The 25,840-nt window shown below is 70.9% G+C and carries 28 protein-coding genes; 12 read left to right on the top strand and 16 right to left on the bottom strand.

Translation table 11 applies throughout. The features are described 5' to 3' along the window. Positions 1-320: 320 nt before the first annotated feature. Positions 321-947 (top strand): hypothetical protein, encoded by a 627-nt coding sequence (locus ABD908_RS19205; RefSeq protein ID WP_344998936.1) that lies wholly within the window; start codon positions 321-323, stop codon positions 945-947. A gap of 398 nt (positions 948-1,345) precedes the next feature. Then, complete coding sequence (locus ABD908_RS19200) at positions 1,346-1,642, top strand: hypothetical protein (protein WP_385921060.1); 297 nt, start codon at positions 1,346-1,348, stop codon at positions 1,640-1,642. A gap of 232 nt (positions 1,643-1,874) precedes the next feature. On the opposite strand, the gene trpC is transcribed toward ABD908_RS19200, so the two are convergent. From trpC to ABD908_RS19185, 3 genes are read right to left on the bottom strand one after another with little or no spacing between them, the layout of a single operon-like run. Continuing rightward, the gene (trpC, locus tag ABD908_RS19195; protein WP_344998934.1) at positions 1,875-2,693 is read right to left on the bottom strand and encodes an indole-3-glycerol phosphate synthase TrpC; all 819 of its coding nucleotides are present in this window, start codon (positions 2,691-2,693) and stop codon (positions 1,875-1,877) included. A 43-nt stretch (positions 2,694-2,736) separates the two neighbouring features. Beyond that, positions 2,737-3,492: a TIGR02234 family membrane protein gene (locus ABD908_RS19190; RefSeq protein WP_344998932.1), complete on the bottom strand. Its 756-nt coding sequence runs from the start codon at positions 3,490-3,492 to the stop codon at positions 2,737-2,739. After that, positions 3,489-5,075: an anthranilate synthase component I gene (locus ABD908_RS19185; protein WP_344998930.1), complete on the bottom strand. Its 1,587-nt coding sequence runs from the start codon at positions 5,073-5,075 to the stop codon at positions 3,489-3,491. Before ABD908_RS19185 ends, ABD908_RS19190 begins: the two co-directional genes overlap by 4 nt. A gap of 70 nt (positions 5,076-5,145) precedes the next feature. Here ABD908_RS19185 and ABD908_RS19180 point away from each other — a divergent pair, with 70 nt between their 5' ends. Continuing rightward, a complete protein-coding gene (locus tag ABD908_RS19180) occupies positions 5,146-5,619 on the top strand; it encodes a peroxiredoxin (RefSeq protein WP_344998928.1) in 474 nt (157 codons plus the stop codon). Here ABD908_RS19180 and hisI read toward each other — a convergent pair whose 3' ends face one another. The 7 genes from hisI to ABD908_RS19145 form a co-directional block, all read right to left on the bottom strand. Continuing rightward, positions 5,620-5,967, bottom strand: coding sequence for a phosphoribosyl-AMP cyclohydrolase (hisI, locus tag ABD908_RS19175; RefSeq protein ID WP_344998926.1), 348 nt, complete (start codon positions 5,965-5,967; stop codon positions 5,620-5,622). After that, positions 5,964-6,737 carry an imidazole glycerol phosphate synthase subunit HisF gene (hisF, locus tag ABD908_RS19170; protein ID WP_344998923.1) on the bottom strand — a complete coding sequence of 258 codons (774 nt, stop codon included), beginning with the start codon at positions 6,735-6,737 and terminating at the stop codon, positions 5,964-5,966. Before hisF ends, hisI begins: the two co-directional genes overlap by 4 nt. Continuing rightward, the gene (locus ABD908_RS19165) at positions 6,734-7,591 is read right to left on the bottom strand and encodes an inositol monophosphatase family protein (protein WP_344998921.1); all 858 of its coding nucleotides are present in this window, start codon (positions 7,589-7,591) and stop codon (positions 6,734-6,736) included. Before ABD908_RS19165 ends, hisF begins: the two co-directional genes overlap by 4 nt. Further along, positions 7,588-8,325 carry a bifunctional 1-(5-phosphoribosyl)-5-((5-phosphoribosylamino)methylideneamino)imidazole-4-carboxamide isomerase/phosphoribosylanthranilate isomerase PriA gene (gene priA / locus ABD908_RS19160; RefSeq protein ID WP_344998919.1) on the bottom strand — a complete coding sequence of 246 codons (738 nt, stop codon included), beginning with the start codon at positions 8,323-8,325 and terminating at the stop codon, positions 7,588-7,590. The genes ABD908_RS19165 and priA overlap by 4 nt, the downstream gene beginning before the upstream one ends. Positions 8,326-8,376: 51 nt before the next feature. Next, a complete protein-coding gene (locus ABD908_RS19155) occupies positions 8,377-8,625 on the bottom strand; it encodes a hypothetical protein (protein WP_344998917.1) in 249 nt (82 codons plus the stop codon). Beyond that, a complete protein-coding gene (gene hisH, locus ABD908_RS19150) occupies positions 8,622-9,251 on the bottom strand; it encodes an imidazole glycerol phosphate synthase subunit HisH (protein WP_344998915.1) in 630 nt (209 codons plus the stop codon). The genes ABD908_RS19155 and hisH overlap by 4 nt, the downstream gene beginning before the upstream one ends. Before the next feature lie 194 nt (positions 9,252-9,445). Further along, on the bottom strand, positions 9,446-10,147 hold the full coding sequence (locus ABD908_RS19145; protein ID WP_344998913.1) for a GAF and ANTAR domain-containing protein: 702 nt from the start codon (positions 10,145-10,147) through the stop codon (positions 9,446-9,448). 357 nt (positions 10,148-10,504) lie between these two features. Between ABD908_RS19145 and ABD908_RS19140 the strand changes: the two genes are divergently transcribed. The 9 genes from ABD908_RS19140 (at position 10,505) to ABD908_RS19100 (ending at position 18,243) form a co-directional block, all read left to right on the top strand. Next, positions 10,505-10,714, top strand: a complete 210-nt coding sequence (locus ABD908_RS19140; protein ID WP_344998911.1) for a hypothetical protein — start codon at positions 10,505-10,507, stop codon at positions 10,712-10,714. After that, positions 10,711-11,100, top strand: coding sequence for a hypothetical protein (locus ABD908_RS19135; protein ID WP_344998909.1), 390 nt, complete (start codon positions 10,711-10,713; stop codon positions 11,098-11,100). The genes ABD908_RS19140 and ABD908_RS19135 overlap by 4 nt, the downstream gene beginning before the upstream one ends. Beyond that, positions 11,097-11,717, top strand: a complete 621-nt coding sequence (locus ABD908_RS19130; RefSeq protein WP_344998907.1) for a chemotaxis protein CheB — start codon at positions 11,097-11,099, stop codon at positions 11,715-11,717. The genes ABD908_RS19135 and ABD908_RS19130 overlap by 4 nt, the downstream gene beginning before the upstream one ends. After that, complete coding sequence (locus ABD908_RS19125; RefSeq protein WP_344998905.1) at positions 11,701-13,569, top strand: CheR family methyltransferase; 1,869 nt, start codon at positions 11,701-11,703, stop codon at positions 13,567-13,569. Before ABD908_RS19130 ends, ABD908_RS19125 begins: the two co-directional genes overlap by 17 nt. A 16-nt stretch (positions 13,570-13,585) precedes the next feature. Further along, positions 13,586-14,497, top strand: a complete 912-nt coding sequence (locus tag ABD908_RS19120) for an ANTAR domain-containing protein (RefSeq protein ID WP_344998903.1) — start codon at positions 13,586-13,588, stop codon at positions 14,495-14,497. Between the two features lie 278 nt (positions 14,498-14,775). Continuing rightward, positions 14,776-16,173: a wax ester/triacylglycerol synthase family O-acyltransferase gene (locus ABD908_RS19115; RefSeq protein WP_344998901.1), complete on the top strand. Its 1,398-nt coding sequence runs from the start codon at positions 14,776-14,778 to the stop codon at positions 16,171-16,173. Between the two features lie 55 nt (positions 16,174-16,228). Beyond that, a complete protein-coding gene (locus ABD908_RS27680; protein WP_385921079.1) occupies positions 16,229-17,104 on the top strand; it encodes a diguanylate cyclase domain-containing protein in 876 nt (291 codons plus the stop codon). Between the two features lie 13 nt (positions 17,105-17,117). Further along, entirely contained in the window at positions 17,118-17,729 is a 612-nt protein-coding gene (locus tag ABD908_RS19105; RefSeq protein WP_344998897.1) for a DNA-3-methyladenine glycosylase I, read from the top strand. A 10-nt stretch (positions 17,730-17,739) separates the two neighbouring features. After that, entirely contained in the window at positions 17,740-18,243 is a 504-nt protein-coding gene (locus ABD908_RS19100; protein ID WP_344998895.1) for a hypothetical protein, read from the top strand. A 258-nt stretch (positions 18,244-18,501) separates the two neighbouring features. On the opposite strand, the gene ABD908_RS19095 is transcribed toward ABD908_RS19100, so the two are convergent. From ABD908_RS19095 to nadC, 6 genes are all read right to left on the bottom strand, one after another. Beyond that, positions 18,502-19,443 carry an NADP-dependent oxidoreductase gene (locus tag ABD908_RS19095; RefSeq protein ID WP_344998893.1) on the bottom strand — a complete coding sequence of 314 codons (942 nt, stop codon included), beginning with the start codon at positions 19,441-19,443 and terminating at the stop codon, positions 18,502-18,504. A gap of 52 nt (positions 19,444-19,495) precedes the next feature. Further along, positions 19,496-20,110 carry an imidazoleglycerol-phosphate dehydratase HisB gene (hisB, locus tag ABD908_RS19090; protein WP_344998891.1) on the bottom strand — a complete coding sequence of 205 codons (615 nt, stop codon included), beginning with the start codon at positions 20,108-20,110 and terminating at the stop codon, positions 19,496-19,498. Next, positions 20,107-21,234: a histidinol-phosphate transaminase gene (locus tag ABD908_RS19085; RefSeq protein WP_344998889.1), complete on the bottom strand. Its 1,128-nt coding sequence runs from the start codon at positions 21,232-21,234 to the stop codon at positions 20,107-20,109. Before ABD908_RS19085 ends, hisB begins: the two co-directional genes overlap by 4 nt. Next, positions 21,231-22,571, bottom strand: coding sequence for a histidinol dehydrogenase (gene hisD, locus ABD908_RS19080; RefSeq protein WP_344998887.1), 1,341 nt, complete (start codon positions 22,569-22,571; stop codon positions 21,231-21,233). Before hisD ends, ABD908_RS19085 begins: the two co-directional genes overlap by 4 nt. A 153-nt stretch (positions 22,572-22,724) precedes the next feature. Continuing rightward, positions 22,725-23,786 carry an NAD(P)-dependent alcohol dehydrogenase gene (locus ABD908_RS19075; protein ID WP_344998885.1) on the bottom strand — a complete coding sequence of 354 codons (1,062 nt, stop codon included), beginning with the start codon at positions 23,784-23,786 and terminating at the stop codon, positions 22,725-22,727. A 174-nt stretch (positions 23,787-23,960) separates the two neighbouring features. Beyond that, positions 23,961-24,824, bottom strand: coding sequence for a carboxylating nicotinate-nucleotide diphosphorylase (gene nadC, locus ABD908_RS19070; RefSeq protein WP_344998883.1), 864 nt, complete (start codon positions 24,822-24,824; stop codon positions 23,961-23,963). Positions 24,825-25,840 lie beyond the last annotated feature (1,016 nt).

Here is a 25,840-nt window from a genome sequence, read left to right as displayed (position 1 = left end):
TCACCAACTGGAAGAAGGCCATCGAACAGCTGTCGGTGGCCTACCCCGACCGAATCGACCAACACCTCTAAGCACAGCTAACAGAAATCACCAATCAGGAACTTACACAGAAAACTTGACAAGCTCCGCGCGCCACACCCCGAGCTGAGTAGCCACCTCTCCCCCGGGTGGTATCACCGCGTACGGTGGACGGCGGAGGTACAGCCCGGGGAAGGCCCCTGACCTGCTACCCGGACCCTCCACCGTATACGGCGATTTCGCGCCGCCGGTCCTTGGCAGTGTCGATCGGCGCCCGGGAGCGCCAGCGGAGCACACGGCTCGTGACGATCACCGAAGACGCGGCCGCCGCTTTGGCGGTCCTGACCTACGCGCTGGACGAACCCACCACCGACCTCGCCGACAGTCTGCGTCGGTTGACCCTCGAGACCGCGACCGCCGTGACCAGCTACCTCGGGCTGAGCGTCGTTGTCGCCCAGAATGATCCCCCGCTCACCATCACCGCGACGGCCGACGGGGGCTTGGTCGGCCCCATCCGCGCCTCGTTACACATCTGGCTCTCCGGCAGAGGACAAGCACCCGAACCGGTCGGGATAGCCCTCATCCTCTACGCCGGGGCGCCGGGCGCCTACGTCGACCTCGCTGCCGATCTCGCATGGCGGACGGGGCGACCCCCGGCCGAGATCACGCTCGACCAGCACCTCACCGTCCCCACCGCTGTCGACATCGCCGACCGACTACGCGCGGCGTCTGACATCGATCAGGCGATCGGAGTACTCATCGGACGCGGCCACACCCCAGAACAAGCCCGCCGCCACCTCGACAGCGATGCCGCCGACAACCGAACCGACCGGCATACCGCCGCCCGATCGATCCTCGACGGGGTGGGAATGGTCGTCGGTCGTCGAGGTACCCGTCAACGACCGCGTCGGCGACCGGGCACGGACTGAGCCAGGCCCAGAGGCGTTGCAGGATCGATGGAGCGACACACGGCGATGGAGATGTCCGGCGGAGTCGACAGGGCCGGGAGCACGGCGGATCCGGGCCCTCACGGTGTAGCGTCGACGGAGCTGGGACGCTCAACCAGTCCGGAATGAGGGTGACCGTCCGCCGTCGCCCCTAACCGAGCCCTCGCTCACTGCCGCACACTCCGGTGACGACCGCACACCACGAGTCGTCATGAATATTTTGTGCTCTCTGAAATCGGTTACTGCGCAAGAGTTCCCAGTCGACAGCGCCCTCGTTCGGATCCGGCGTGGCGTCACGGGTCGCGTACGGCGCGAACCGCTCTCCGGCAGCGGTTATGGGGAACTGACGCCATGACCGAGACCTCCACCGTGCTGGGGATGTGCTGTCTGTCGCCGGGCACCTCACCATCTTCCGACCTGCCGGACCGTTCTGGTCGATCCGCCCGGCCCGCATCCTGCTGATCGCCGTCTGTGGCGCCCAGACGATCGCGACCCTCATCGCCGTCTACGGGCTGTTCATGACCCCGCTCGGATGGACGTGGGCCGCCGCGGTCTGGGTCTACGCAGTGGTCTGGTTCCTGATCAGCGACCGCATCAAGATCCTCGCGTACCGCATCCTCGCGCCGGCGAAGAAGACGTCCGGACCATCCGCGAACCGCACAGGCAGCAACCGTTGAACCACCCCGGGTGTCCCGGAGGATCTCTCAGTTCGCTGTGCCTACCGGCTGGTGACGCCGGTTCCGACGCCTTCGACTCCGCACGCTCCGTCGCCGCTACCTCGCCGGGCCGTACACACACCGCCCTAGACTCGTCCGCAACGACTCCGCACGCTCCGCCGCTGCTACCTCGCCGGGCCGTACACACACCGCCCTAGACTCGTCCGCAACGACTCCGCACGCTCCGCCGCTGCTACCTCGCCGGGCGGGGGCAGCTCGGGTGCGAGCCCGCCGTCACCAGCTCCGACACCGCGGCACGGGGATCGGGCGCGGTCACGAGAGCCTCGCCGACGAGTACCGCATCGGCACCGGCACCGGCGTAGGTGAGCAGATCGTGCTTGTCCCGGACGCCCGACTCGGCGACCTTGATCACGTGCGACGGCAGGCCGGGCGCGATCCGGGCGAAGCAGTCGCGGTCGACCTCGAGGGTCTTGAGGTTACGTGCGTTGACACCGATCACGGTGGCGCCGGCATCGAGCGCGCGGTCGGCCTCGGCCTCGGTGTGAACCTCGACCAGCGCGGTCATGCCCAGCGACTCGGTGCGGTCGAGCAGCGCCGCCAGCGCGTCCTGTTCGAGCGCCGCGACGATCAGCAGGATCAGGTCGGCACCGTGCGCACGAGCCTCGTGGATCTGGTAGGGCCCAACGACGAAGTCCTTGCGCAACACCGGGATCCGAACCTTGGCCCGAACCGCGTCCAGGTCGTCGAGCGACCCCTTGAAGCGGCGCTCCTCGGTGAGCACACTGATCACCCGAGCACCACCGGCCTCGTATTCGAGAGCCTGCTGCGCGGGATCGGCGATGTTGGCCAGCGCACCCTTGGACGGGCTCGCGCGCTTGACTTCGGCGATGACGGCGATGCCTGGCTGCCGGAGCGCCGCGGTCGCATCGAGCGACGGCTTCGCGGCGTTCGCCAGCTTCTTCATGGCCTGGTAGTCGATGCGCGCCTCCCGTCGGGCGACGTCCTCACGGACGCCCTCGATGATCGAATCGAGCACTGTGGGGGAGTTCACGCCGGACGACCCTTTCCTCTCGTGCAAGCGACTGGTGAAGAGATTATCGCCCGGTCCCGCCCGTCACATCGCCGGGTCCCGCCGATGCCTCACCGTCGACCTCGGTGGGGTCTGCGCCCGTGTCCAGCGCGTCCCACAGGTCGCGTTCGGACAGGCCGGAGCCGTCACCGTCGTCGTCCCCAGCGCCGGCGTCACCCTGCGGCGTCGACGCAGCACCGGGCTCTGCACCGGTGGCCCCCGCGTTGCGGCCCGCCGCGTCGGCGAACACCTTGCGCTCGAGTTCGGCGCGCCGCGCGCCGGGCGCGAGGTAGCGCCCGTCCATGCCGGCCCCGCCCCCCGTGGAACGGCTGCCGCGGATCAGCACCACCGCCGCGGCCACCGCGGCCAGGCTGCCGAGCAGAGCGACGACCGGAGCCACGTGGTGAGCGTCGATCAGCACGACGACATCCTTGTGCGGCAGGTCGAGGGCCTGCTCGGCGTGCCCGACATCGGGGTCGGAGGTGAGCACCCCGAGCGCGGGCACCGTCGCCGCCACGGCGACGACGGCGATCAGCACCGCCACCACACGGCGCATGCGGTTCTTCAGGGCGACCGCCGCGGCGATCCCGGCGAGTATCACCAGCGCCAGCGGCGTGAGCGCGCCCGCCCACTGTTGGCCCGACGCCGACAGGTGCCGCTCCGGGCTCAATCCGTCGGCGACGGTCACTGCCACCCACGTCATCCGCGACGACACCCACAGCAGGACGGCCGCCACCACCAGAAGCGCGCTCGTGATCCCCAGACTGCGCCGGGCGGTCACTGCTCCCCCGCCTCGAAGACCGGCGTCATCGTGCCGGCCGCGGCGACGGCGCGCAGTGCGGCGGTCGCCTTGTTGCGGGCCTCGTTGAACTCGTACGGGCCGTTCGAGTCGGCCACCACGCCGCCGCCGGACTGCACGTAGGCGGTGCCGTCCTTGAGCACCGCGGTGCGGATCGCGATGGCGGTGTCGGCGTCGCCCGCGAAGTCGAGATAGCCCACGACGCCGCCGTACACCCCGCGGCGCGTCCGCTCGACCTCGTCGATCAGCTCCATCGCCCGGACCTTCGGCGCGCCGGTGAGGGTGCCCGCCGGGAAGCACGCGGTGACCGCGTCCAGCGCCTGCCTGCCCTCGGCGAGCTCGCCCGACACCGTCGACACCAGGTGCATGACGTGGCTGTACCGCTCGATGCGGCGATAGTCCGAGACCCGCACGCTGCCGGGGCGACAGACCCGCCCGAGGTCGTTGCGCCCGAGGTCGACGAGCATCAGGTGCTCGCTGTTCTCCTTCTCGTCGGCCTGCAGCTCCTTGCCGAGCAGCACGTCCTCCTCGGGGGTCTGCCCGCGCCACCGCGTGCCCGCGATCGGGTGGGTGGTCGCGACCCCGTCGGCGACGGTGACCAAGGCCTCCGGGCTGGAGCCGACGATGGAGAAGGCCAGCGAACCGTCGGGGGCCGGGACCTGCAGCAGGTACATGTACGGGCTGGGGTTGGAGGCGCGCAGCACGCGGTAGACGTCGATCGGGTCGGCGTCGGTGGACATCTCGAACCGCTGCGACGGCACCACCTGGAACGCCTCGCCCGCCTCGATGTCCCCGACCAGCTTCTCGACGATGGCCGTGTACTCCTCGACGGTCCGCTGTGCGGCGTACTCCGGGTCCGGGCGGGTGAACGTGGACACCGACGAGGCGAGCGGCTGCCCCAGGGCCTGGGTCATGCGATCCAGGCGGCGCACCGCGTCGCCGTAGGCCAGCTCGACCCGCTCCGGGGAGTCGTCCCAGTTCACCGCGTTGGCCACCAGCGTGATGGTGCCCTCGTGGTGGTCGATCGCGGCCACGTCGGTGGCCAGCAGCAGCACCATCTCGGGCAGGTGCAGGTCGTCGACGGGGGTGCCGGGCAGCCGCTCCAGCCGACGCACCGCGTCGTAGGCCACGTATCCCACCATGCCGCCGATCAGCGGCGGCATGCCCTCGATGTGCTCCGACGACAGCAGGCGGAGCACCTCGCCGAGCACGTCGAACGGGTCGCCGCCCGCCGGGGCTCCGGCCGGCACGGTCCCGATCCACGCGGCCTCGCCGTCGCGCACGGTGAGCGCCGACGGCGCCGGGGCCCCCACGAACGACCATCGCGCCCACGACTGGCCCGCGGCCGCCGACTCCAACAGGAACGTGCCCGGCCGGCCGGCCGCGATCTTGCGGTACGCGGAAAGCGGTGTCTCGCCGTCGGCGAGCACCGTCCGGGTGACCGGTACGACGCGGTGCCGGGCCGCCAGGTCGAGGAACTGCTCGAGCGTGGTGGTGGACCCGTCGGGCCGGCCGCGGTGCGCCGTGGAGCCCGCGGGCTGGGTCGGTACGTGTGTGCTGCTCATCGCCACCATTATCTGCCCCCGCCGATCCACCGACCGCGCGGGCCGGTGCACCGTGTCGTACGGTTGGCGCATGCGCATCGGCCGCCCGGCCCCGTCGTTCGCACTCCCCGACCAGACCGGCACCGTCCGCACCCTCGACGAGCTGCGCGCGGGCCGCCGCGCCGCCCTGTTCTTCTACCTCAACTCTGCGACTCCCGTGTGCGTGGCAGAGGTCGGTCGGTTCCGCGACGCCGCGGGCGAGTTCGACCGCCTGGGCGTGGCGCGGATCGGGGTCAGTATGGACACGGCGGCACGGTCGGCGGCGCTGGCGGCGGCCGTCTCCCCCGGATTTCCGCTGCTCTCGGACGTCGACGGCGGGGTCGCCGAGACCTACGGCGTGCGGCGCGGCCGCTACTCGGTACTGCCGGTCAAGCGCGAGACGTTCGTGATCGACACGGACGGCACGGTGCTGCACATCGTGGTCGCCGAACTGCGCGCGGTAGCCCACGTCGAGGAGTCCCTGGCGTTCCTGCGGATGCTGGCGGGCCAGGCGAAGGCCCGGTAGTCACTCGCCGCCGAGCAGCAGCCCGTCGTCGAAGCAGGTGTGCGTGCCGGTGTGGCAGGCCGGGCCGGTCTGCCGGACCCTCAGCAGGACGGTGTCGCCGTCGCAGTCGAGCCGCACGGACTCCACGTACTGCGTGTGGCCGGAGGTCTCGCCCTTGACCCACAGCTGTCGCCGCGAGCGCGAGTAGTACGTGGCCTTGCGCGTCGCGAGGGTGAGCGCGAGGGCCTCGTCGTCCATCCACGCCTGCATCAGCACGTCGCCGGTGCCGGCCTCCTGCACGACCGCGGCGATCAGGCCGGCGTCATTGCGCTTGAGCCGGCTCGCAATACCCGGATCCAGCTCCGTCATCGGACCACCAGCCCCGCACGTCGCATCTCGTCCTTCACATCACCGATCGTCATATCCCCGAAGTGGAAGACGCTGGCCGCGAGCACCGCGTCGGCGCCGGCCGCGACCGCGGGCGGGAAGTGCTCGACCGATCCGGCACCGCCGGACGCGATGACCGGGACCGAGACCGCCGCTCGCACAGCGGCGATCATCCGCAGGTCGAAGCCGGCCTTGGTGCCGTCTGCGTCCATCGAGTTGAGCAGGATCTCGCCGACGCCGAGTTCCTCGCCCCGCCTGGCCCATTCGATCGCGTCGATGCCGGTGCCTCGCTTCCCGCCATGCGTGGTCACCTCCCAGCCCGACGGGGTGCGCTCGCCGCCGTCCGGCACGGTGCGGGCGTCGACGGACAGCACGATGCACTGCGAACCGAACCGATTGCTCAACTCCCGCAACAGCTCCGGGCGGGTGATCGCGGCGGTGTTCACCGACACCTTGTCTGCGCCGGCGCGCAGGAGCGTGTCGACGTCCTCGACGGAGCGGACGCCGCCGCCCACCGTGAGCGGGATGAAGACCTGCTCCGCGGTGCGGCGGACCACGTCGAGCATCGTGCCCCGGCCCGAGCTCGACGCGGTGACGTCGAGGAACGTGAGCTCATCGGCGCCCTGCGCGTCGTATGCCGCGGCCAGCTCCACCGGATCACCCGCGTCGCGTAGGTTCTGGAAGTTCACGCCCTTGACCACACGCCCGGCGTCGACGTCCAGGCACGGGATCACGCGCACGGCCACCGTCATCGTTCCGCTCCTTCGCGTGCTCCCGCATCCCGGTAGTCGCCGGGCTCGCCCGCGGACCGAACCACCTCGTACAGCTCCTCGTACACACCGGGCGCGCCGAGCAGCGCGGAGTCGGACCCGGCGTGCCATCCGCGCCCCGCCAGGTCGGTCACGGTGCCGCCTGCGGCGAGGGTGAGCGCGACGCCCGCGGCGTTGTCCCACGGGTGGTGTCCGAAGCACACCGCCCCGCCCAGCGCCCCGGAGGCGGTGTACGCCATGTCGACGCCCGTGCTGCCGAACAGGCGGATCCGCGACACCGCGCGGGACACCTCGCCGATCACGGCGAACCGATAGTCGCCCGGGAACCGGCCACGCGTGCCGCGGCTGAAGCTGCCACACGCGATCATGGTGTCGGCCAAGGTCTTCCGCTGCAGCTGCGGCAGCCTCTCGCCGTTGTTGGTCACGCCGCCGCCGACGCGTCCGGCGAACCGGTCGCCGTTCAGCGGGAACCAGGCCAGACCCGCGACGGGCAGGCCGTCGTGCAAGAGCCCGAGCAGGATCCCGCACGCGGGATAGCCGACCGAGTAGTTGAAGGTGCCGTCGATGGGATCGAGCACCCACACGCTGCCCTGATCCACTGCCGGGCCGCCGAACTCCTCACCGTGCACCGGGATCCCGGTCGCGTCGGCGATCGCCCCGGAGATCCGGCGCTCGAGCTCGAGGTCGAGGTCGGTCGCGAAGTCGGCGGGCCCCTTGTCGACGGTGGCGGGCGCGCCGAGACCCTCGACGAACCGCGGGGCCGCATCGTCGAGAACCGCTGTGGCGGCGGCGATCAGGGCGTCGGGGTCGGAGGTGAGACCGAGGGGCAGGGTCACCGGCGCGACACCGCGTCCAGGGCCTGCGGGAGCGTGAACCGGCCCGCGTACAGGGCCTTGCCGACGATGGCACCCTCGACACCGTCCGGCACCAGAGTGGCGATCGCCTCGAGGTCCGCGATAGTCGAGACACCGCCGGAGGCGATGACGGGGGCCTCGGTGGCGTTCGCCACCGAGGCCAGCAGCTCGATGTTGGGGCCGGCGAGCGTGCCGTCCTTGGACACGTCCGTCACCACGAAACGTGCGCAGCCGTCGGCATTGAGGCGCTCGAGCACCTCCCACAGGTCGCCACCGTCGGACACCCAGCCACGGCCGCGCAGCCGCCATTCACCATCGATCAGCTTGACGTCCAGGCCCACCGCGATCCTGTCGCCGTATTCGGCGATCGCACGGGCACACCACGTCGGGTCCTCGATCGCGGCGGTACCGAGGTTGACGCGCGTGCACCCGGTGGCGAGCGCCGCCTTCAGGGACTCGTCGTCACGGATGCCGCCGGACAGCTCTACCTTCACGTCCAGCTCCCCCACGACCTGCGCCAGCAGGTCACGGTTCGAGCCCCGGCCGAACGCCGCATCGAGGTCCACGAGATGCACCCACTCGGCACCGTCGTTCTGCCACGCGAGGGCTGCGTCACGCGGCGACCCGTAGGTCGTCTCACTGCCCGCCTCGCCCTGCACCAGCCGGACCGCCTGACCGTCCGCGACATCGACCGCGGGAAGAAGCACCAAACTCACGGGTCCAGGGTAGTGCACCCGCGTCGGCGCCCCGCCCGGCCGCCGAGCGGGTCAGGCGTCGCGGTCGGCGTGCGGGGCTTGCTCGGCATCCTCGCGCGCGAGGGCGCGATCGACCATCCGACGCGAGACGAACCCCATCACGGCGACGCTCCCGACGAGGCCGACCGCGATGATCACGAGCGCGACCACCGGGCCCGGGCGCACCGTCACCACCAGTACCGCCGCCACCACCAGCACCAGCGCGGCGGGCCCCAAAGAGAACACCGCGAGCCGGCCGATGGACAACTGTCGCCTGCTCATAACGACGCCACCCAGTTGCGTAGCAACGCCGCACCCGCGTCGCCGCTCTTCTCCGGGTGGAACTGCGTCGCCGACAGGGGCCCGTTCTCGACGGCGGCGAGGAATCGGCCGCCGTGGTCGGCCCAGGCGAGCCCCGGAGCGGCGATGTGCTGCGACGGGTCGAGCTCCCACTTCTGCGCCGCATAGGAGTGCACGAAGTAGAAGCGCGTGTCATCGGGTAGGCCCGCGAACAGCACCGAGTCGGCGGGCGCTTCGACCGTGTTCCAGCCCATGTGCGGCACGATCGCGGCCTGCAGGCGTTCGACGGTACCGGGCCACTGCCCGCAGCCGTCGGTCTCGACACCGAACTCGATGCCGCGCTCGAACAGGATCTGCATGCCGACGCAGATGCCGAGCACCGGGCGGCCGCCGGCGAGCCGCTCGCCGATGATGCGGTCGCCCTTCACCGAACGCAGGCCCGCCATGCACGCCTCGTACGCGCCGACGCCGGGGACGACGAGGCCGTCGGCGGCGAGGGCCTGTTTCGGATCCGACGTGAGGGTGACGTGCGCGCCGGTACGCTCGAGCGCCCGCTGCGCGGACCGCAGGTTGCCCGAGCCGTAGTCGAGGATCGCCACCGAAGTCATGTGGCAAGCGTACTGGGCCGGGGCCGGCGGGACGGCGTGCCGATCGCCGAGTCCGTGCCGATCGCCGAGTCCGTGCCGATCGCAGAGTCATCGACCGCGGCGACGCGGCGCACCGGGTTGCCGGGGCCTGAATACACGCGCGGGCCCCAGCCGCGTGCGTCCGGCGACCATCCGCCCGCTTGCCCGCACCGGTACTACAGCCGCAGTCGCCGCTCGACGACGTCCGTCGCCACCTCGCGCGCCGTCAGGTGATGGCCCCGCGCGTGGCGCCGGATCAGCTCGAACGCCTGCTCCATCGCGATCCCGTGGCGATTCGCCAATATCCCCTTCGCCTGCTCGACGACCACACGAGCGTCGAGGGCGTGCTGCAGCTGATCGGTCAGACGGCGTTGCTCGACCCGGGCCCGCGCGGCGATCACATTCGCGGCGGCCAACTCCGCCAGCACCTGTGCTACCCCGAGCTCGTCCCGCGTCCAGTCGTGACGCTCGACGGTATAGAGGTCCAAGACGCCGATCGGCTCGGAGCCGAACTGCATAGCGATAGCGGCCACGCCGGTGATGCCGACCCGGCGGGCGGCTGCCGCGTACGACGGCCACCGGACCTCGTAGCGCCACACGTCCGCCACCGCGTGTACCCCGGCGGTCCCGAGCGCGTCACAGCACGGGCCCGACTGGAAACGCACCTGGCACCGCTCGAGGACCGCCGCCTGCTCGGTGCAAGCCGCGGCGTACTGCAGCCGGCCGTCGACGGACAGACACACGCCGGCGCCTGCGATGCCGAGCAGTCGGCTGACCGACTCGGTGAGTTCGATCAGGATCCGCTCGTCGCCGTCGACTGCGGCGGCACTCCGGTTGAAGCGAGTGAGCTCCGCGGCGAACGTGTGAACGTCGTACATCGCGCGACCTTCGCTATTCGAGGTGACCACACATCGCGCTGGCGGAATCCGACCCGATCGGTGTGAACCACCCGTCTCTACCTCGACTCTAACGCTGATATCGGCGGCGCGCGAGGCCACATCTGTTCGCGTTAGAATCACATTCCGCGCGCGGACACGGTTTTCGCCGAGTACCGTGGGCCCGGTAGCGCTGCCCCTGCCCCTGACAGCAGCTTGATCTCGCAGATCCTTCGACAGTCTGAGAATTCCCTGTCGGCGATGTCACCAGATCGAATTCAAGTTATGCGATTATGCATTTGTCGAAGTGATCGGACGGCAGTCGTGGCACCGCACCCTGATTCCGATATCGAGACCGCAGTGACGACGTTCCTGGCATCGCGGTACAACGCTCCGTCGTATGCACACTGGTCGCTGGACCGGCAACTGTCCGCGTTCTTCCTCGACAGCTGCTCGCCCGACGGCGCCGACGGGTGCGAGCTCGCGATCTTCAACGCCACCTACGCGGAGATCCTCGCGCACCGGAGGACCGTCGCACGCGATCGCGACCAGGCGGGCAGCCTGACGTGACCGCGGGGACCGATGCTCTGGCGCGGTGGCGCCGCGGACTCGATCCGCGGTGGACGATCCGGGTCGCGTATGCGGCGGTGCGATCGTCGTGGCCGGTCATCGAGGACCGGCTGACGCAGGCTCTCGGCGACGGATCCGACGAGCTCGCGACTCTCCGGCAGCTGGTGCTCGCCATCGACATGATCGAGGCGCACTGGCTAGCCGACCCGGCAGGGGCACGCCGCGCAGCGGAGCTGCGACAGGTGATCCTGGCCGGCGAGCGGCGTCGTGCGCGCGCGCTGGCCGACCGCCGCCGCTGGGAGCAGGCGATGGCGCGGCGGCGTACCCCGCGGCGACCGGTGACCGGTGCGCCGACCGGGCGCGTCGTGATCCCCCTGGTCCGGTGAACACGCAGACGGCCCCGCCCGAGACCGAACGTCACTTCTCGATCGTGGGGATAGCAGCCTCCGCAGGCGGTGTGTTGGCGCTTCGCGACCTCCTGTCCGTGCTCCCGCGGGACCTGCCGGTACCGGTGCTGGTGGTACAGCACCTCGACCCACGCCACCGCACCGTGATCGCCGAGATCTTCGGACGGCGAACGCCGCTCGCGGTGCAGCTCGCGGGCGACGGCGACATCGTCGAGCCCGGCACCGTCTATGTGGCACCGCCCGACCACCACCTGCTGGTGAACCGGGGCGGGCGGCTGACCCTTTCCCAGACCGAGCTGGTGCATTTCGTTCGTCCGTCGGCTGATCTGCTGTTCGAGTCGATGGCGGGTGCATACGGTGCGCGCGCGATCGCGTGCGTGCTGACCGGAACGGGACGCGACGGCGCGATGGGGGTCACCGCCATCAAGGACCGCGGCGGTACGGTGATGATAGAGGACCCGTCGACCGCCGCCTTCGGTGGAATGCCGACGTCGGCGGTGGCAACGGGCTGCGCGGATTTCGTGCTCCCCCTGGACGAGATCGGGGCCGTCATCACCGGACTGGTCGGAGGGGCTGCGGATGGAGATACGCGATGAGCCGGAGATCGCACCGGCCGAGGCTGACCTCGAGGTGGAGCGGCTCCTCGAATTCCTCCGCGAATCACGGGGCTTCGACTTCACGGGCTACAAGCGCACCTCGCTTGTACGGCGGATCCGCAAACGGATGTCCGATGTCGGCGTGAGCCGCTACGCCGACTATCGCGACCTGCTGGAGGCCGACGCCGACGAATTCCAGGCCCTGTTCAACACCGTACTCATCAACGTCACGAGCTTCTTCCGCGACGTCCAGGCGTGGAACGTGATCGAGCGCGACGTGCTACCCGAACTCCTCGCGGCCGCCGGTCCACACGACGAGATCCGGCTGTGGAGCGCGGGGTGTTCGAGTGGCGAGGAGCCGTACTCGCTGGCGATCGCCCTCGCCGAGCTGCTCGGGCTCGAGCAATGCCTGAACCGGGTGAAGATATACGCGACCGACATCGACGAGGAGGCCCTGCGGCAGGCGCGCGCGGCCACCTATCCGGCTCGTTCGCTCGACGCTATGGACCCGCGGCTGCGCGAGCGCTACTTCGTCCCCGGCGCGTCGGGATTCACGTTTCGGCCCGACCTACGGCGCCGCGTCATCTTCGGCCGCCACGACATCACCCGGGACGCGCCGATCTCCCGGCTCGACCTGCTGGTCTGCCGGAACACGCTGATGTACTTCAACGCCGAGGCCCAGTCGCAGATCCTCGACCGCTACTACTTCGCGCTGAAGCCGCGCGGGCGGCTGTTCCTCGGCAAGGCCGAGATGCTGCTGTCCGACAGCGCGCGATTCGACCCGGAGAGCATCCGGCACCGCATCTTCGTCAAACGTGAGGGCGCGACCTCGGCATACCGGCCGCCGGTGCGGTTCGACGCCGACGCGGGCCACGGGGTGATGGACGAGAGCCGCCGCCGGCAGCTGCGCGACATGGTGCTCGACACCTCGCCCGACGCCGTCCTCGTCGTCGACACGGACGGCACCGTCGCCCTGGTCAATGCGCAGGCCCGCACACAGTTCGGCCTCGCCGACCAGGATGTCGGCCGCCCCTTCCGCGACCTCGAGATCTCGTATCGGCCCATCGAATTGCGCTCGCTGATCGACCAGGCGCACCACGACCGGGTGGTACAGCGGATCGCTGGGATCGCGCGCGACTGCGTGGCCGATGGGCCGGCTTACGTCGATCTGCTGGTGCAACCGCTGTCCGCGCCGGATCAGCGGGACGCAGGAGTGGCGCTGATCTTCACCGACTCGACCGTAGCCACGCGTCTGGAGGCCGAGGTCAAGCGCGCACACGAAGACCTGGAGACCGCGAACGAGGAACTCCAGTCGACCAACGAGGAGCTCGAGACCACCAACGAGGAACTCCAATCGAGCGTCGAGGAGCTCGAGACCACCAACGAGGAACTCCAATCGACCAACGAGGAACTCGAGACCACCAACGAGGAACTCCAATCGGGCAACGAGGAACTCGAGGCGATGAACGAGGAGCTGCGGATCCGCACCACTGAGCTCGACGAGACGCGCTCCTTCCTCGAGCGCGTTCTGACGAGCATCGGCTCGGGTGTCGTGGTGCTCGACGCGGAACTGCGGGTCATCCGATGGAACCGGGGAGCCGAGGAGCTCTGGGGCATCCGCGCCGACGAGGCGGCCGGGGCGGCCTTCTTCAAGCTCGACTTCGGACTCCCCACCGTCGAACTGCGGGACGCGGTGGCGCGATGCCTGAGCACCGGCCGGCGGGTGCGTTCGGTCCCCATCCAGGCGGTCGACCGCAAGGGTAGGACCATCGCATGCTCGGTCTCGTGCGCACCGATGGACGAGGACAGCGGCGGGGTCCTGCTGATGATGGACGAGGTTCGGGACCGATGACCGGGACGGTGACGCTGTGGACGCGCGCGATGTAGGACGCCGGATCGCCGACGCGCAGGCACGTGCGCGGGCAGCCCGACGCCGCGCCGATGGTGCGGCGGCCGTCGCGGAGCGACACGAGGCCGCGCTCCGCGACGCCGGCGCCATGACCCGACAGATGCACGAGACGATGGCGGAGATACACCGCAGGACGCAACAGCGCCACGACACGGCCGCGTCCATCCACCTCGCATACGCGGCGGCGCTGCATCCTGGTCCGCCCCGCCTGCGTCCCGGCGGCCCACGGAGCCCGGAGGTCGCTGTTCCACTCTTCATGACGGCCGTCGCGGGAGTGCTCCGTGGCCGCGGCGCGACGCTCACCCTCGACGACCGCGCCGACGGCCTCGACGTGGTCGTGGCGTCGACACCGTTCGCGAAGGCGGTGCAGGACGTGGAGCTGCTACTCGAGGAAGGACCATCCCACGATGTCGCGTCTGGCGGCGAGGTCGTCGTGGCAGCACCGTCGGAATTCTCCGACCGGTGGAGTCGATACGGGCCGTGCGTGTCCGAACTCGGAGTGAGGTCGCTGGTCGCGGTGCCACTTCCGGCGCCCCAGGGAGGGCTCGGCAGCCTGCTGATACTCGACCCGGTGGAGCGCCCGATCTCCCGCGCGACCAGTAGAGCCCGCGCTGTGGCCGAGGCGCTGATCGACATGATCGTGGCCGGGAGCGGGTCCGCTGCGGCGTCGCTACCCCCCGTGCCACTCCTCGACGAGGCGGACTATCACGAGCGGGCCCACCAGGCGGCCGGGATGATCAGTGCACAGGCCGGCTGCCGGATACACGATGCGCTCGCCCTGCTCCGGGCACGGGCGTACGCGGACGGTCTGACCATCGACGAGGTGGCGGACCAGGTGATCGCGCGGACCCGACCATTCGATTGGTCATGACCGCCGCCTCCGGATCTTTTCTGGTGCCGCTGCCATCACCCGATTCGTCCGGAATCTGTGCCGGCCCACATGCTAAAATTCGGCACACGCCCTTGAATCCCGGCGGATCAGTATCGAAATACAATTCCGCTCCGGCTGTGCAGAACGTGGGCGAATCGCGATCCGACCGGATCACCGGCTGATCGGCGCGATTCATCACCAGGTTGCGAGATCGCGCGTACCACAACCGACACGCGCTCTCGGATTCGGCTGGGCGTGTGTCGAAGGACCCCGACCTGATGCCTGTGCCGACGAATCCGATCGATGCGTTACGGCTCCGCACAGCATCGGCCGAACATCCGCTTCACGTCGGCGCGCTGGCACTCCTCTCTCCCGGGCACGAGACCGACGCACCGGACATCGGTGAAATCTTCGCTGCCGCCGTCGAACGCGACCGAATCGCCGAGTTCTGGCGCCGCAGCGCCCAACGGTCGGTCTTCTCCCCGACGCGGTGGAGCTGGACCACCTGCGCCGCGGTCGACCTCGACTACCACGTGCAGACCTGGGCACTGCCGCGGCCGGGCACGGAGGCCGAGCTCTGGCGGCTGGTGTCCCGACTGCACTCGGAACAGTTGGACCCCGGGCGCCCCGCCTGGGAGATCCACCTGATCGAAGGCCTCGCGGACGGGCGATATGGGGTGTACCTCAAGGCACACCACGCCCTGCTCGACCGACCATCGGCGGCCCGGCTGCTCGAAGACGGTCTCACCGGCGACCCGTCCGCGCGCGACACGGCGGCCCCCTGGGAACTCGAACCTGGGGACGCGGCGGAGCCCCGCACGCACGGCTCGGGGCTCGGCAGCCTCCCCACCCTCGTCGCCTCCGCGACCAGAGCCGCGGTCACGGACGGGATCCGCGTCCTGCCCGCCCTGGCGGACACCCTCGACCGCGCGATGCGGCGATGCTCCGGCCCGTCGACGGTCACTGCATCCAGACCCCTGCTCGACGCCCCGGTCGGCAGCGCCCGAGCGGTGACCGGCAGATCCTGGGCGTTGGAGCGCCTGCGCCCGGTGGCCGAGGCGTCCGACGCGACGGTCTTCGACGTCGTCCTCGCGATGTGTGCCGGCGCGCTGCGTCGGCACCTCACCGCGCGCGACGGCCTCCCGCCCGAGCCGCTTGTCGCGTTGGTCCCGGTGCCGATCCAGCGACGCGGCGAGCCGGACGCGAGCGTTCGCACGCCGGAGGAGGGCGTGCGGCCGGTGACCTGCTCCCTCGCGACGCACCTTCCGGACCCCGCACACCGCCTCGCGGCGATCAGCGCCACGATGCGGGACGTCCGATCGGCCCTCGACTCCGCCGATCGAGCGCAGCTCGCGACCATGAGCGCTCTCCGCGGGATACCCCGGGCGATCGGCCTGCTCACCGGCGGCGACGGGCCCGTCCGCAACCCGAACGTGGTGATCACCGGGCTCGCGGGGCCCACCTCGCGGCTGTACTGGAACAGCGCGCACCTCAGCGCGCTCTACCCGCTGTCGGCGCCTGCCCGCGCGCGGCCGCTGACCATCACCTGCATGAACAACGACACCCAGGTGTCGTTCGGGCTCGCGGGCTCGACCCGCGCGACTCCCGCGCTGAGCGCGATGCTCGGCCACCTCGACTGCGAACTGGAAGCGCTCGAAGCGGCAGTCGGACTGTGAAGCCGGTCGCCCAGCGGCGGGTGACGGTGTCCTGACGCTCGTCGCCGTCTGCGTGATGTGTGGCCTCGGGACAGCGACACGCGACGTGCCGCAATGCGTACTTCGGCACACCATCCTGTGCCTTCTCGCGATCGTCCCGACGGTCGCGGCGGTGCGGATCCGTCCCCTGAGTGCGGTAGGGCTCGTGATCGCCGCGCTCGGCGTCGTCGCGGTCTGCAGCGCCGACGACGCCGGTCGCTCGAGCGCACGCTGCAGATGGAGGAACTCACCAGCGGGCTCCTGGTGCTCGACATCGACAACGTCAAAGCCGTCAACGACCGGCTCCGGCGACGCCGTCCTCCGCGACACCGCGCGAGTGATCCGGGCCCACCGCGGGGCGGAGGATGTGATCGCCCGCGTCGGCGGTGAGGAGTTCGCGGTCCTGCTGGCCGCTCCCGGTCTGTCGGCGGCAACCGCCGCCGCGGAGGCCCTCCGGTCGGCGGTCGCCCGGGCCGGAGCGGTCACCGTCAGTATCGGCGCGGTCTTCGAGCGCGGAGCGACGACAGCCGGACGCGGTGCGCGAGTAGCTCGTCACACCCATCCGTCGCTCGCCCGGACACCCGAAGGCGGGTCGCCGTACCCTCAGCCTATGGCCCGCACGCACAAGCCCCGCCCCCGAGCGACCGGCGCTCACACCATGACGGCGGCGGACACGTGCGAAGTACGTTCCGCCAGACTCCACCTGCGGGGTGCGCCGATATTCCACCCGGGCGGCGCCGGTCGGGTGCTCCCCGCGGGAACCGTGGTCCTGGCGGTCGGCAGCCGATGGGCTGGGTTGCCCGAGTCCCGGCGGCGCCACGACCGTCGATACCGGCCGTGCAGGCCGACGTCGGCGGTCACCGTCGGGCTCGCCGCCGCTGCGGCGGCACCGACGCCGGCCGCGTCCCGATAGCGGGGCGGCGAGCATGGAGGTGTTCCTCGGGCCCGACGGTGACCCGCGGTGCGGCTGGGCGGGCGGGGCGCCGGAGTTCCTCGGCTATCACGACACCGAGTGGGGCTTCCCGGTGGACGACGACCGGCGACTGTTCGAGAAGGTGAGCCTCGAGGCGTTCCAGTCGGGCCTGAGCTGGCGGACCATCCTGGCCAAGCGGGAGAACTTCCGGAGGGCGTTCGCGGGCTTCGACTTCCACGCGGTCGCCGAATTCGACGAGGCCGATGTGCAGCGCCTACTGGGGGACGCGGGCATCGTGCGGCACCGCGGCAAGATCGAGGCGGTGATCAACAACGCGGGCCGCGCTGTGGAACTCGCCGCCGCCGAGGGCTCACTCGCCGCCTACCTGTGGCGGTACGAGGCACCGGCCGGCGAGGTGGCGACGCCGCTCACGGCCTCGACATCGCCGACCTCGGTCGCGCTGGCGAAGGACTTGAAGAAGCGCGGGTGGCGATTCGTCGGGCCCACCACGGCGTTCGCGTTCATGCAGGCGATGGGATTGGTCAACGACCACGCCGTGGAGTGCCGGGTCCGCAGCGATGTCGCCGAGGCACGGCGACGATTCACACCGCCCGCGAGGCGCTGAAGTGGGATCGATGCGAAACACTCCCGACCGGCAGCGGCTCAGAAGATTCGATTCTCCGCCTCTTCGTGCCAACGTATTCGACGCGGCCGAGGCGGCAGCGCGTCGCTCCCGCGGCGCTCGCGTCGCCCTGTGGTGCGTCGCGGTCCTGGTCGTGGCGATCGCCGTGTGGGCTCTCGTGTATGGAACCGTGCAGTTCCGTTCGCACGCACTGTGCGGCACCGTCAGGATGAATCCCACCGACGCGTGCGAAGTGTCGGGCGGGCCACGGAGCGGCGAGTACATCATCGCGTACCGGCCGAACGGCCTCCGCACCGTCCAGGATCCCATGATTCCTACCGGACACCGATTGAGATCTGCAGCGCAGATGCTCAGCGACACCCGCTCGGACGGCGCCTTCACCGCACTCGGCGGGCTGCTGCTCGTCGCCCTCGGTGCGCGGTGGGGATTCGCGGCGGCGGCTCCGCTTCGGGATCGACGGCGAGGGCGGCGGGCACCGGCGGCATCGGTGCGCTGACGACGGCGTCGAAACCGGGCCACACCCTCTGCTCGAGCCGCCACCAAGCGCCGGTCAAGCGGGCGGACCCAGAATCCTCACACCGGTCTCGCATGGAGATCGCAGTGAGAGGAAACGCGATGCCCGCCACGCAATCCCGGATCAAGTCCCTGTCCCTGCGCGCCGGCGCCGCAGCCTGCGCGAACGCACCGTTCATCCTGGTCGACGGCTGTAACTGAGTTCAGCCTCCGGCCGTCACCACGGAGACCGGCCGGCGGGTCACGGGAGCAGGATGAACTTCCCGATCGGGTGCGCCGTCTTCAGCTCGGTATGGGCCCGACCGGCGTCGGCCAGAGGGAACGTCTTCGCGACGACGTTGGTGATCTCACCCCGCGCCGCCAGGTCCAGCAGCTCGGGCCGAACCCGGTCGCGTAGCGCGGCGCTCGCCGGGTTGCCGCCACCCAGCACCGGGAAGCCGTCGGCCGCCGCCCGCCCGAACGCGGCGATGGTCACGATCCGCGCCTTGTCTTTCACCAGCTCGAGGGAGACGTCCACAGCCTCGTCGGTCCCGACGGTGTCGATCGCCGCGTCGACGCCGCCCGGGGCAGCGTCGCGGACCCGGTCGGCGAGCCCCTCGCCGTAGGTGACGGGGATCGCGCCGATGCTGCGCAGGTAGTCGTGGTTGACCTCGCGCGCGGTCCCGATCACGGTGGCGCCCCGCAGCTTCGCGAGCTGGACCGCCAGCAGGCCCACCGCCCCGGCGGCGCCGTGGATCAGCACGACGTCACCGTCGGACACCCCGACCGTCTCGACCGTGTCGTACGCGGTGGTCCCGGTGAGCAGCAGGCCGGCCGCCTCCTGGACGCCGAGCGCCGCCGGCCTAGGGAGAACGGCGCTCGCGGGCTCGAGCGCCTGCTCGGCGTAGGTTCCGCTGCCTCGGTAGACGACGACCTCGTCGCCCACCGAGATCGGACCCGAGGGACCGGTCGCGTCGTCCCCCACGGCCACGACGATGCCCGCGCCCTCGCTGCCGAGATGCAGCGGGAGCGTGCTCTCATCTGTTCCGAACGCGCCGCCGTACTGCTTGTACTCGACCGGGTTGACCCCGATCGCCCGGAACTCCACGAGCACCTCGCCCGGGCCGGGGGCGGGAAGCTCCTCGTCGATCACCGTGAGGACCTCTGGTCCCCCGAACGCCTTCGCTACCACTGCCTTCGTCATGGTCCGCACAACGGGCGGCCGCGGGGTGCTATTCCGTGCGCGATCAGGGTGATTACAACGTGCCCTTGGTGGAGGGCACGCCCGTCACCCGCGGGTCCGGCTCGACGGCGGCGCGGATGGCCCGCGCGGCCGCCTTGAACTCGGCCTCGGTGATGTGGTGCTGATCGCGGCCCGAGAGCACCCGCACATGCAGGGCGATCCGCGCGTTCATCGCCAGCGACTCGAAGACGTGCCGGTTGATGACGGTGCTGTACGGCACGCCGGGGTAGCCGCCGATCACCGCGTGCAGCATGTGATCCGGCTCGCCGGAGTGCACGCAGTACGGTCGCCCGGACACGTCGACGGCGGCGTGCACCAGCGCCTCGTCCATCGGGATGTAGGCGTCGCCGAAGCGTCGGATCCCCTTCTTGTCACCGAGGGCCTGCGCCAACGCCTGGCCGAGCACGATGGCCGTGTCCTCGACGGTGTGGTGCGCCTCGATCTCGACATCGCCCTTGGCGTGCACCGTGAGATCGAAGCTGCCGTGCGCCCCGAACGCCGTGAGCATGTGGTCGAAGAACGGCACGCCCGTGTCGATATCGGTCTTGCCTGCGCCGTCCAGGTTCAGCTCGACGATGATGGACGACTCCCGGGTCGCCCGCTCGATCCGCGCCACGCGATCGGTCACTTCTTCTCCCCCGCCAGTCCCGCGGCCAGCGATTCGCTGATCGCCAGAAACTCGTCGTTCTCGTGATCCAGTCCCACGGTGACCCGCAGATAGCCCGGAATGTGCATGTCCCGCACCAGGACTCCGCCGTCCAGGTACGTCTCCCACGCCCTCGCCTCGTCGGCGAAGCCGCCGTACAGGATGAAGTTCGCGTGCGAGGTGATCACGGTGTAGCCCAGTTCGCGCAGACGCGTCGAGACCCGGTCCCGCTCGGCCGACAGATGCGCGACCGACGCCAGTGTCTCGGCGCGGTGGTCGATCGCCGCGATCGCCGCGGCCTGCGTGAACACCGACAGATGATACGGCAGCCGCACCAGCAGGAGGGCCTCCACGATGGCGGGCGCCGCCACCAGGTACCCCACCCGTCCGCCGGCGAACGCGAACGCCTTGCTCATCGTGCGGCTCACGATGAGCTTCTCGGCGAACCGGTCGATCAGGCGCACCGCGGACGGCCCGGTGGAGAACTCGCCGTACGCCTCGTCGACGATCACGATGCCGGGCGCGGCCTCGATCAGCCGGATCAGATCGCCGCTGCCGATCAGGTGCCCGGTCGGGTTGTTGGGGTTGGTGAGGAAGACGATGTCGGGCCGCAGCTCTTCGAGCGCGGCGACGGCGGAGTCGACGTCGAGCGCGAAGTCGGCCGTGCGCTTACCCGCGATCCACGTGGTGTCGGTGCCGGCGCTGATGATCGGATGCATCGAATACGAGGGCACGAAGCCCATCGCCGTGCGTCCCGGCCCGCCGAAGACCTGCAGCACCTGCTGCAGGATCTCGTTGGAACCATTTGCCGCCCAGAGGTTCTGGGGACCCACGGGGACGCCGGTGCGCTCGGTGATGTACTCCGCGAGCCGGCACCGTAGGGTCGCCAGATCGCGGTCCGGGTAGCGGTTCATCGTCTCGGCCGCCTCGGCGACCGCCTTCGCGATGTCCGCGACCAGCGCCGGCGTGGGCGGGTGCGGGTTCTCGTTGGTGTTCATCGCCGCTGCCACGGGCAGCTGCGGCGCTCCGTAGGGTTCCTTGCCGCGCAACGTGTCCCGGATCGGGAGCTGCGCGAGCTCGACGTTCTCGCCGGGGATCGCCGTCATCGGACCAGCCCCTCGAAACGCAGGCGCACGGCCTCGCCGTGAGCCGGGAGATCCTCGGCGTTCGCCAGGGTGATGACGGTGCCGGACACGTCCTTGAGCGCGGCCTCGTCGTACTCGACGACGTGCACGCCGCGCAGGAAGGTCTGCACCGACAGGCCCGAGCTGTGCCGGGCGCAGCCGGCGGTGGGCAGCACGTGATTGCTGCCCGCGCAGTAGTCGCCCAGGCTGACCGGCGACCACGGGCCGACGAAGATCGCACCGGCGGCACGCACCCGCTGCGCGACGGCGCGCGCATCCACCGTCTGGATCTCGAGGTGCTCGGCGGCATACGCGTTGACGACCGCAAGCCCCGCGTCGATGTCGTCGACCAGCACGACGCCGGACTGCTTGCCACGCAAGGCCGTCGCCACCCGCTCGCGGTGGCGGGTGACGGCGAGCTGCGCGGTGAGGGCGACATCGACGCGCTCGGCGAGCTCGGCGGAGTCGGTCACGAGGACCGACGCGGCCATCACGTCGTGCTCGGCCTGGCTGATCAGGTCGGCGGCCACGTGCACCGCGTCGGCGGTGTGGTCGGCGAGGATCGCGATCTCGGTGGGCCCGGCCTCGGCGTCGATACCGACCAGCCCGCGGCACAGCCGCTTCGCCGCGGTCACGTAGATGTTGCCCGGGCCGGTGATGAGATCGACGGGGGCGAGCTCGGCGCCATCGAGGTCCGTACCGCCGTGCGCCGCCAGCGCGATGCCCTGGGCGCCGCCCGTGGCCCACACCTCCGTGACGCCGAGCAGCCGGCAGGCCGCGAGGATCGTCGGGTGCGGGAGGCCACCGAAGTCCTTCTGCGCGGGCGAGAGGACGACCAGCGAGCTCACGCCCGCGACCTGCGCGGGCACCACGTTCATCACCACAGAGGACGGGTACACGGCGTTACCGCCCGGCACGTACAGGCCGACCCGGTCGACGGGGATCCAGCGCTCGGTCACCGTGCCACCGGGCACGACCTCGGTCACGGTGTCGGTGCGTCGCTGATCCGCGTGCACCAGCCGGACGCGCGCGATGGCCTCCTCGAGCGCGGCGCGAATCGCGGGATCCAGCTCGGCGAGCGCCCGGACCAGCTCGTCGGCGGGGACGCGCACGGTCGCGGGCCGGACACCGTCGAACCGCTCGCCGAACTCGAGCGCGGCCTGCGCCCCCCGCTCGGCGACGGCGTCGACGATCGGCCGCACCGCAGGGAGCACGGCGTCGACGTCGACACCCCCGCGGGGCAGCGCCGCACGCAACTCGGTGAGCGACGGTCGGCGCCCGCGCAGGTCGATGCGGCTGAGCTGGAGCTGGTCAGACATACCCACCATTCTAAGAGGGCGGGCGAACAGACATCGCAGGCCGCCCGGCCGGGCCCGCTTCCCCGGCGGGCCCGACGGCGGACGGTCTACCTCCGACGGTACCCGCTACTGCGCGATTGCGGGCACCGTCGGCGGCTCGGTGGGCGAGCTCTACTACTGCGCGACGGCCGGGAGCGTCGAAGTGTCGATGACGAAGCGGTAGCGCACATCGGAGGCGATGACACGCTCGTACGCCTCGTTGATCCGGTCGGCGGAGATCACCTCGATCTCGGCGCCGAGGCCGTGCTCGGCGCAGAAGTCGAGCATCTCCTGAGTCTGCGCGATGCCGCCGATGTTCGAGCCGGCGAAGCTGCGCCGGTTGCGAGTGAGGTCGAAGACGCGGACCGGCACCGGGTGCTCGGGAAGGCCGACCTCGACCAGCGTGCCGTCGAGTGCGAGCATCCCGAAGTAGCGCGACATGTCGAGGTTCGCCGACACGGTGTTGATGATCAGGTCGAACTTCCCGCGCAGCGCCTTGAAGGTGTCGGGATCGGAGGTGGCGTAGTAGTGGTCGGCGCCGAGGCGCAGGCCGTCCTCCATCTTCTTGAGCGACTGGGACAGGACGGTGACCTCGGCGCCCAGCGCGTGGGCGATCTTGACGCCCATGTGGCCGAGGCCGCCGAGCCCCACGATCGCGACCTTCTTGCCGGGGCCCGCGTTCCAGTGCTTCAGCGGGCTGTAGAGGGTGATGCCCGCGCACAGCAGCGGCGCGGCGTGGGCGAGGTCGACGCCGTCGGGGATGCGGCAGACGTAGTTCTCGTCGACCACGATGTGCGTGGAATACCCGCCCTGGGTGGGCTCACCGTCGCGGCCGACCGAGTTGTAGGTGCCGATCATGCCCTTGGTGCAGTACTGCTCCTCGCCGGCCTTGCACGCGTCGCACTCGCGACACGAGTCGACGAAGCAACCGACGCCGACGCGGTCGCCGACCTGGTACTTCGTCACATCCGGGCCGACGGCGGTGACGGTGCCCGCGATCTCGTGGCCCGGGACGACCGGGTAGCGGGCGGGGCCCCACTCACTGCGGGCGGTATGGATGTCGCTGTGGCAGATTCCGGCGTACTCGATGTGGATCTGCACATCGTGCGGGCCGGGGTCGCGGCGCTCGACGGCGGTCGGCGCGAGGGGTTCGGTGGCGGACGGGGCTGCGTAGGCGCTGACAATCACCTCTCCCATTCTGCCAACGGATGCAAGTGCGCGCATACGGGCGTCCTGGCCGACCGCGCTGCAAGCGATCGGCGCGGTCACCCACCGGTGTGCCGAGTCTGATGCGCGAGGACGCGAACCGGGTCATCGTGAGGAGAGTCCGCCAGCGGCGCCGACCTGACGCACCTGGCAGACCGTGCGGGTCTACAGGTCCAGGCCGAGGTCCAGCGCGGTGACCGAGTGCGTGAGCGCGCCGACGGCGAGGAAGTCGACGCCCGTCTTCGCGTAGTCGCGGGCGGAGTCCAGCGTCAGCCCACCCGAGGACTCCAGCCGCGTGCGCGGCGCGGCGGCCTTGCGTCGCGCGCCGGCGATCTGCGTCATCCAGAGCGGGAAGTTGTCCAGCAGAACGAGATCCACGCCGAGCTCGAGCACTTCGTCGAGCTGTTCGAGCGAGTCGACCTCTACCTCGAGGGGGATCGACGGTGCCCGGCGGCGCACGGCCTCGACGGCCGCGGTCACGCTGCCGGCGGCCGCGACGTGGTTGTCCTTGATCAGCGCCGCGTCCCCCAGGCCCATCCGGTGGTTGAGCCCGCCGCCGGCGCGCACCGCGTACTTCTCGAGCACGCGCAGGCCGGGCAGCGTCTTGCGGCTGTCGCGGATCGCGGCGGACGTGCCCTCGACCTCCCGCACCCACGCGTCGGTGGCCGTCGCGATCCCCGACAGATGGGTGAGGAAGTTCAGGAGCGTGCGTTCGGCCGTGAGCAGCGCCGCGGTGGGCGCCTGGATCACCAGGACCGTGTCGCCCGGGCCGATCGTGGTGCCGTCCGCGACCTTGCCGGGGACGCGGTAGTTGCCGACGCCGACCACCTCGTCGAGCACCCACTCCGCCACGGGAACACCCGCGAGCACCCCGTGTGCGCGGCTGACGACCCGCGCCTCGGTGAACGCACCGTCGGGCACCGTCGCCGCCGTGGTGACGTCGGGGCCGTACCGCAGGTCCTCGTGCAGCGCCGTGCGGATGAGCGCCGTGACCTCCGCGCGCGCCGGTTCGAGGGTCAAGTCGGTCATGCGCATTCGCTCCTGGGTCGTGGACTGGACAGTGCTCCGATTGTGCCGTGCGCCAGGCGGTCTCGCGCCTGCTTCGCGACGATCCCCGCAACCGCGGTGAGGGCGGCGTCCTCGTGGTCACGCGGCGTCACGGGTTCCCGCAGCGGCGCGAACGCGGCGTCGGCGAGCGTCCCGCACAGCTCGTCCAATTCATCGGTGGCGCGCCGCACGCCGCACGCCGCCGACATCGCGTCCTGCAGCGCCGCGCGCTCCGCGATCGGGAGCCGGGCCGGGCGCGCGGCATGCAGGGCGCCTCTGACCCGGCCCGGCGCCGACGGTGCCTGTGCCGCCCGGGCGCCCATCACCAGCGCCTCGAGCAGGCTGTTGGAGGCCAGCCGGTTGGCGCCGTGCAGGCCCGTGCGGGCGACCTCGCCCACCGCGTAGAGGCCCGGCACCGTCGTCGCGCCCGCGAGGTCGGTGGCCACGCCACCACACAGGTAGTGCGCGCCCGGCAGCACCGGGATCACGTCTCGTGCCGGGTCGAGGCCCGCTGCGCGGACGGCGGCGGTCACCGTCGGGAACCGGTGCGCGAAGCCGTCGATTCCGCGCGCGTCGAGGTATACGCACGGGGCGCCCGTGCGGCGCATCGCCTCGTCGACGGCGCGGGCGACCACGTCGCGGGGCGCGAGGTCGCCGAGCGGGTGGACGCCGGCGGTCACCCCGGCACCGTCGGCGGCGACGAGGGTGGCCCCCTCGCCGCGAACCGCCTCGGACACCAGCGACCGGCGGCCACGGGCGCCCGGGGTGAACAGCATGGTGGGGTGGAACTGCACGCAGTCGACCTCGGCCAGCGCGGCGCCGGCCCCCGCGGCCAGCGCGATGCCATCGCCGGTGGCGCCGAGCGGATTGGTCGTGGCCGCGTAGAGATGGCCCGCGCCGCCCGTCGCGAGGACCACGGCCGCCGCGCGGAGGTCGCCGCAGTCGGTGCGGACGCCCTGGAAGTCGGATCGTAGCCATGTCGTTCTGTGAGGCAAGGG

This window comes from Tsukamurella soli (assembly GCF_039541155.1).
Lineage (GTDB): Bacteria > Actinomycetota > Actinomycetes > Mycobacteriales > Mycobacteriaceae > Tsukamurella > Tsukamurella soli.
This window is presented reverse-complemented; position numbering and strand designations above follow the sequence as displayed.

Bases quoted from the DNA above. Each gene is read 5' to 3' on its own strand.
- ABD908_RS19185 (WP_344998930.1), bottom strand. From the start codon at position 5,075: ATGAGCAGCACACACGTACCGACCCAGCCCGCGGGCTCCACGGCGCAC.
- ABD908_RS19180 (WP_344998928.1), top strand. From the start codon at position 5,146: ATGCGCATCGGCCGCCCGGCCCCGTCGTTCGCACTCCCCGACCAGACC.
- hisI (WP_344998926.1), bottom strand. From the start codon at position 5,967: ATGACGGAGCTGGATCCGGGTATTGCGAGCCGGCTCAAGCGCAATGAC.
- hisF (WP_344998923.1), bottom strand. From the start codon at position 6,737: ATGACGGTGGCCGTGCGCGTGATCCCGTGCCTGGACGTCGACGCCGGG.
- ABD908_RS19155 (WP_344998917.1), bottom strand. From the start codon at position 8,625: ATGAGCAGGCGACAGTTGTCCATCGGCCGGCTCGCGGTGTTCTCTTTG.
- hisH (WP_344998915.1), bottom strand. From the start codon at position 9,251: ATGACTTCGGTGGCGATCCTCGACTACGGCTCGGGCAACCTGCGGTCC.
- ABD908_RS19145 (WP_344998913.1), bottom strand. From the start codon at position 10,147: ATGTACGACGTTCACACGTTCGCCGCGGAGCTCACTCGCTTCAACCGG.
- ABD908_RS19125 (WP_344998905.1), top strand. From the start codon at position 11,701: ATGGAGATACGCGATGAGCCGGAGATCGCACCGGCCGAGGCTGACCTC.
- ABD908_RS19115 (WP_344998901.1), top strand. From the start codon at position 14,776: ATGCCTGTGCCGACGAATCCGATCGATGCGTTACGGCTCCGCACAGCA.
- ABD908_RS27680 (WP_385921079.1), top strand. From the start codon at position 16,229: ATGTGTGGCCTCGGGACAGCGACACGCGACGTGCCGCAATGCGTACTT.
- ABD908_RS19105 (WP_344998897.1), top strand. From the start codon at position 17,118: ATGGAGGTGTTCCTCGGGCCCGACGGTGACCCGCGGTGCGGCTGGGCG.
- ABD908_RS19100 (WP_344998895.1), top strand. From the start codon at position 17,740: ATGCGAAACACTCCCGACCGGCAGCGGCTCAGAAGATTCGATTCTCCG.
- ABD908_RS19095 (WP_344998893.1), bottom strand. From the start codon at position 19,443: ATGACGAAGGCAGTGGTAGCGAAGGCGTTCGGGGGACCAGAGGTCCTC.
- ABD908_RS19085 (WP_344998889.1), bottom strand. From the start codon at position 21,234: ATGACGGCGATCCCCGGCGAGAACGTCGAGCTCGCGCAGCTCCCGATC.
- hisD (WP_344998887.1), bottom strand. From the start codon at position 22,571: ATGTCTGACCAGCTCCAGCTCAGCCGCATCGACCTGCGCGGGCGCCGA.
- ABD908_RS19075 (WP_344998885.1), bottom strand. From the start codon at position 23,786: ATGGGAGAGGTGATTGTCAGCGCCTACGCAGCCCCGTCCGCCACCGAA.
- nadC (WP_344998883.1), bottom strand. From the start codon at position 24,824: ATGACCGACTTGACCCTCGAACCGGCGCGCGCGGAGGTCACGGCGCTC.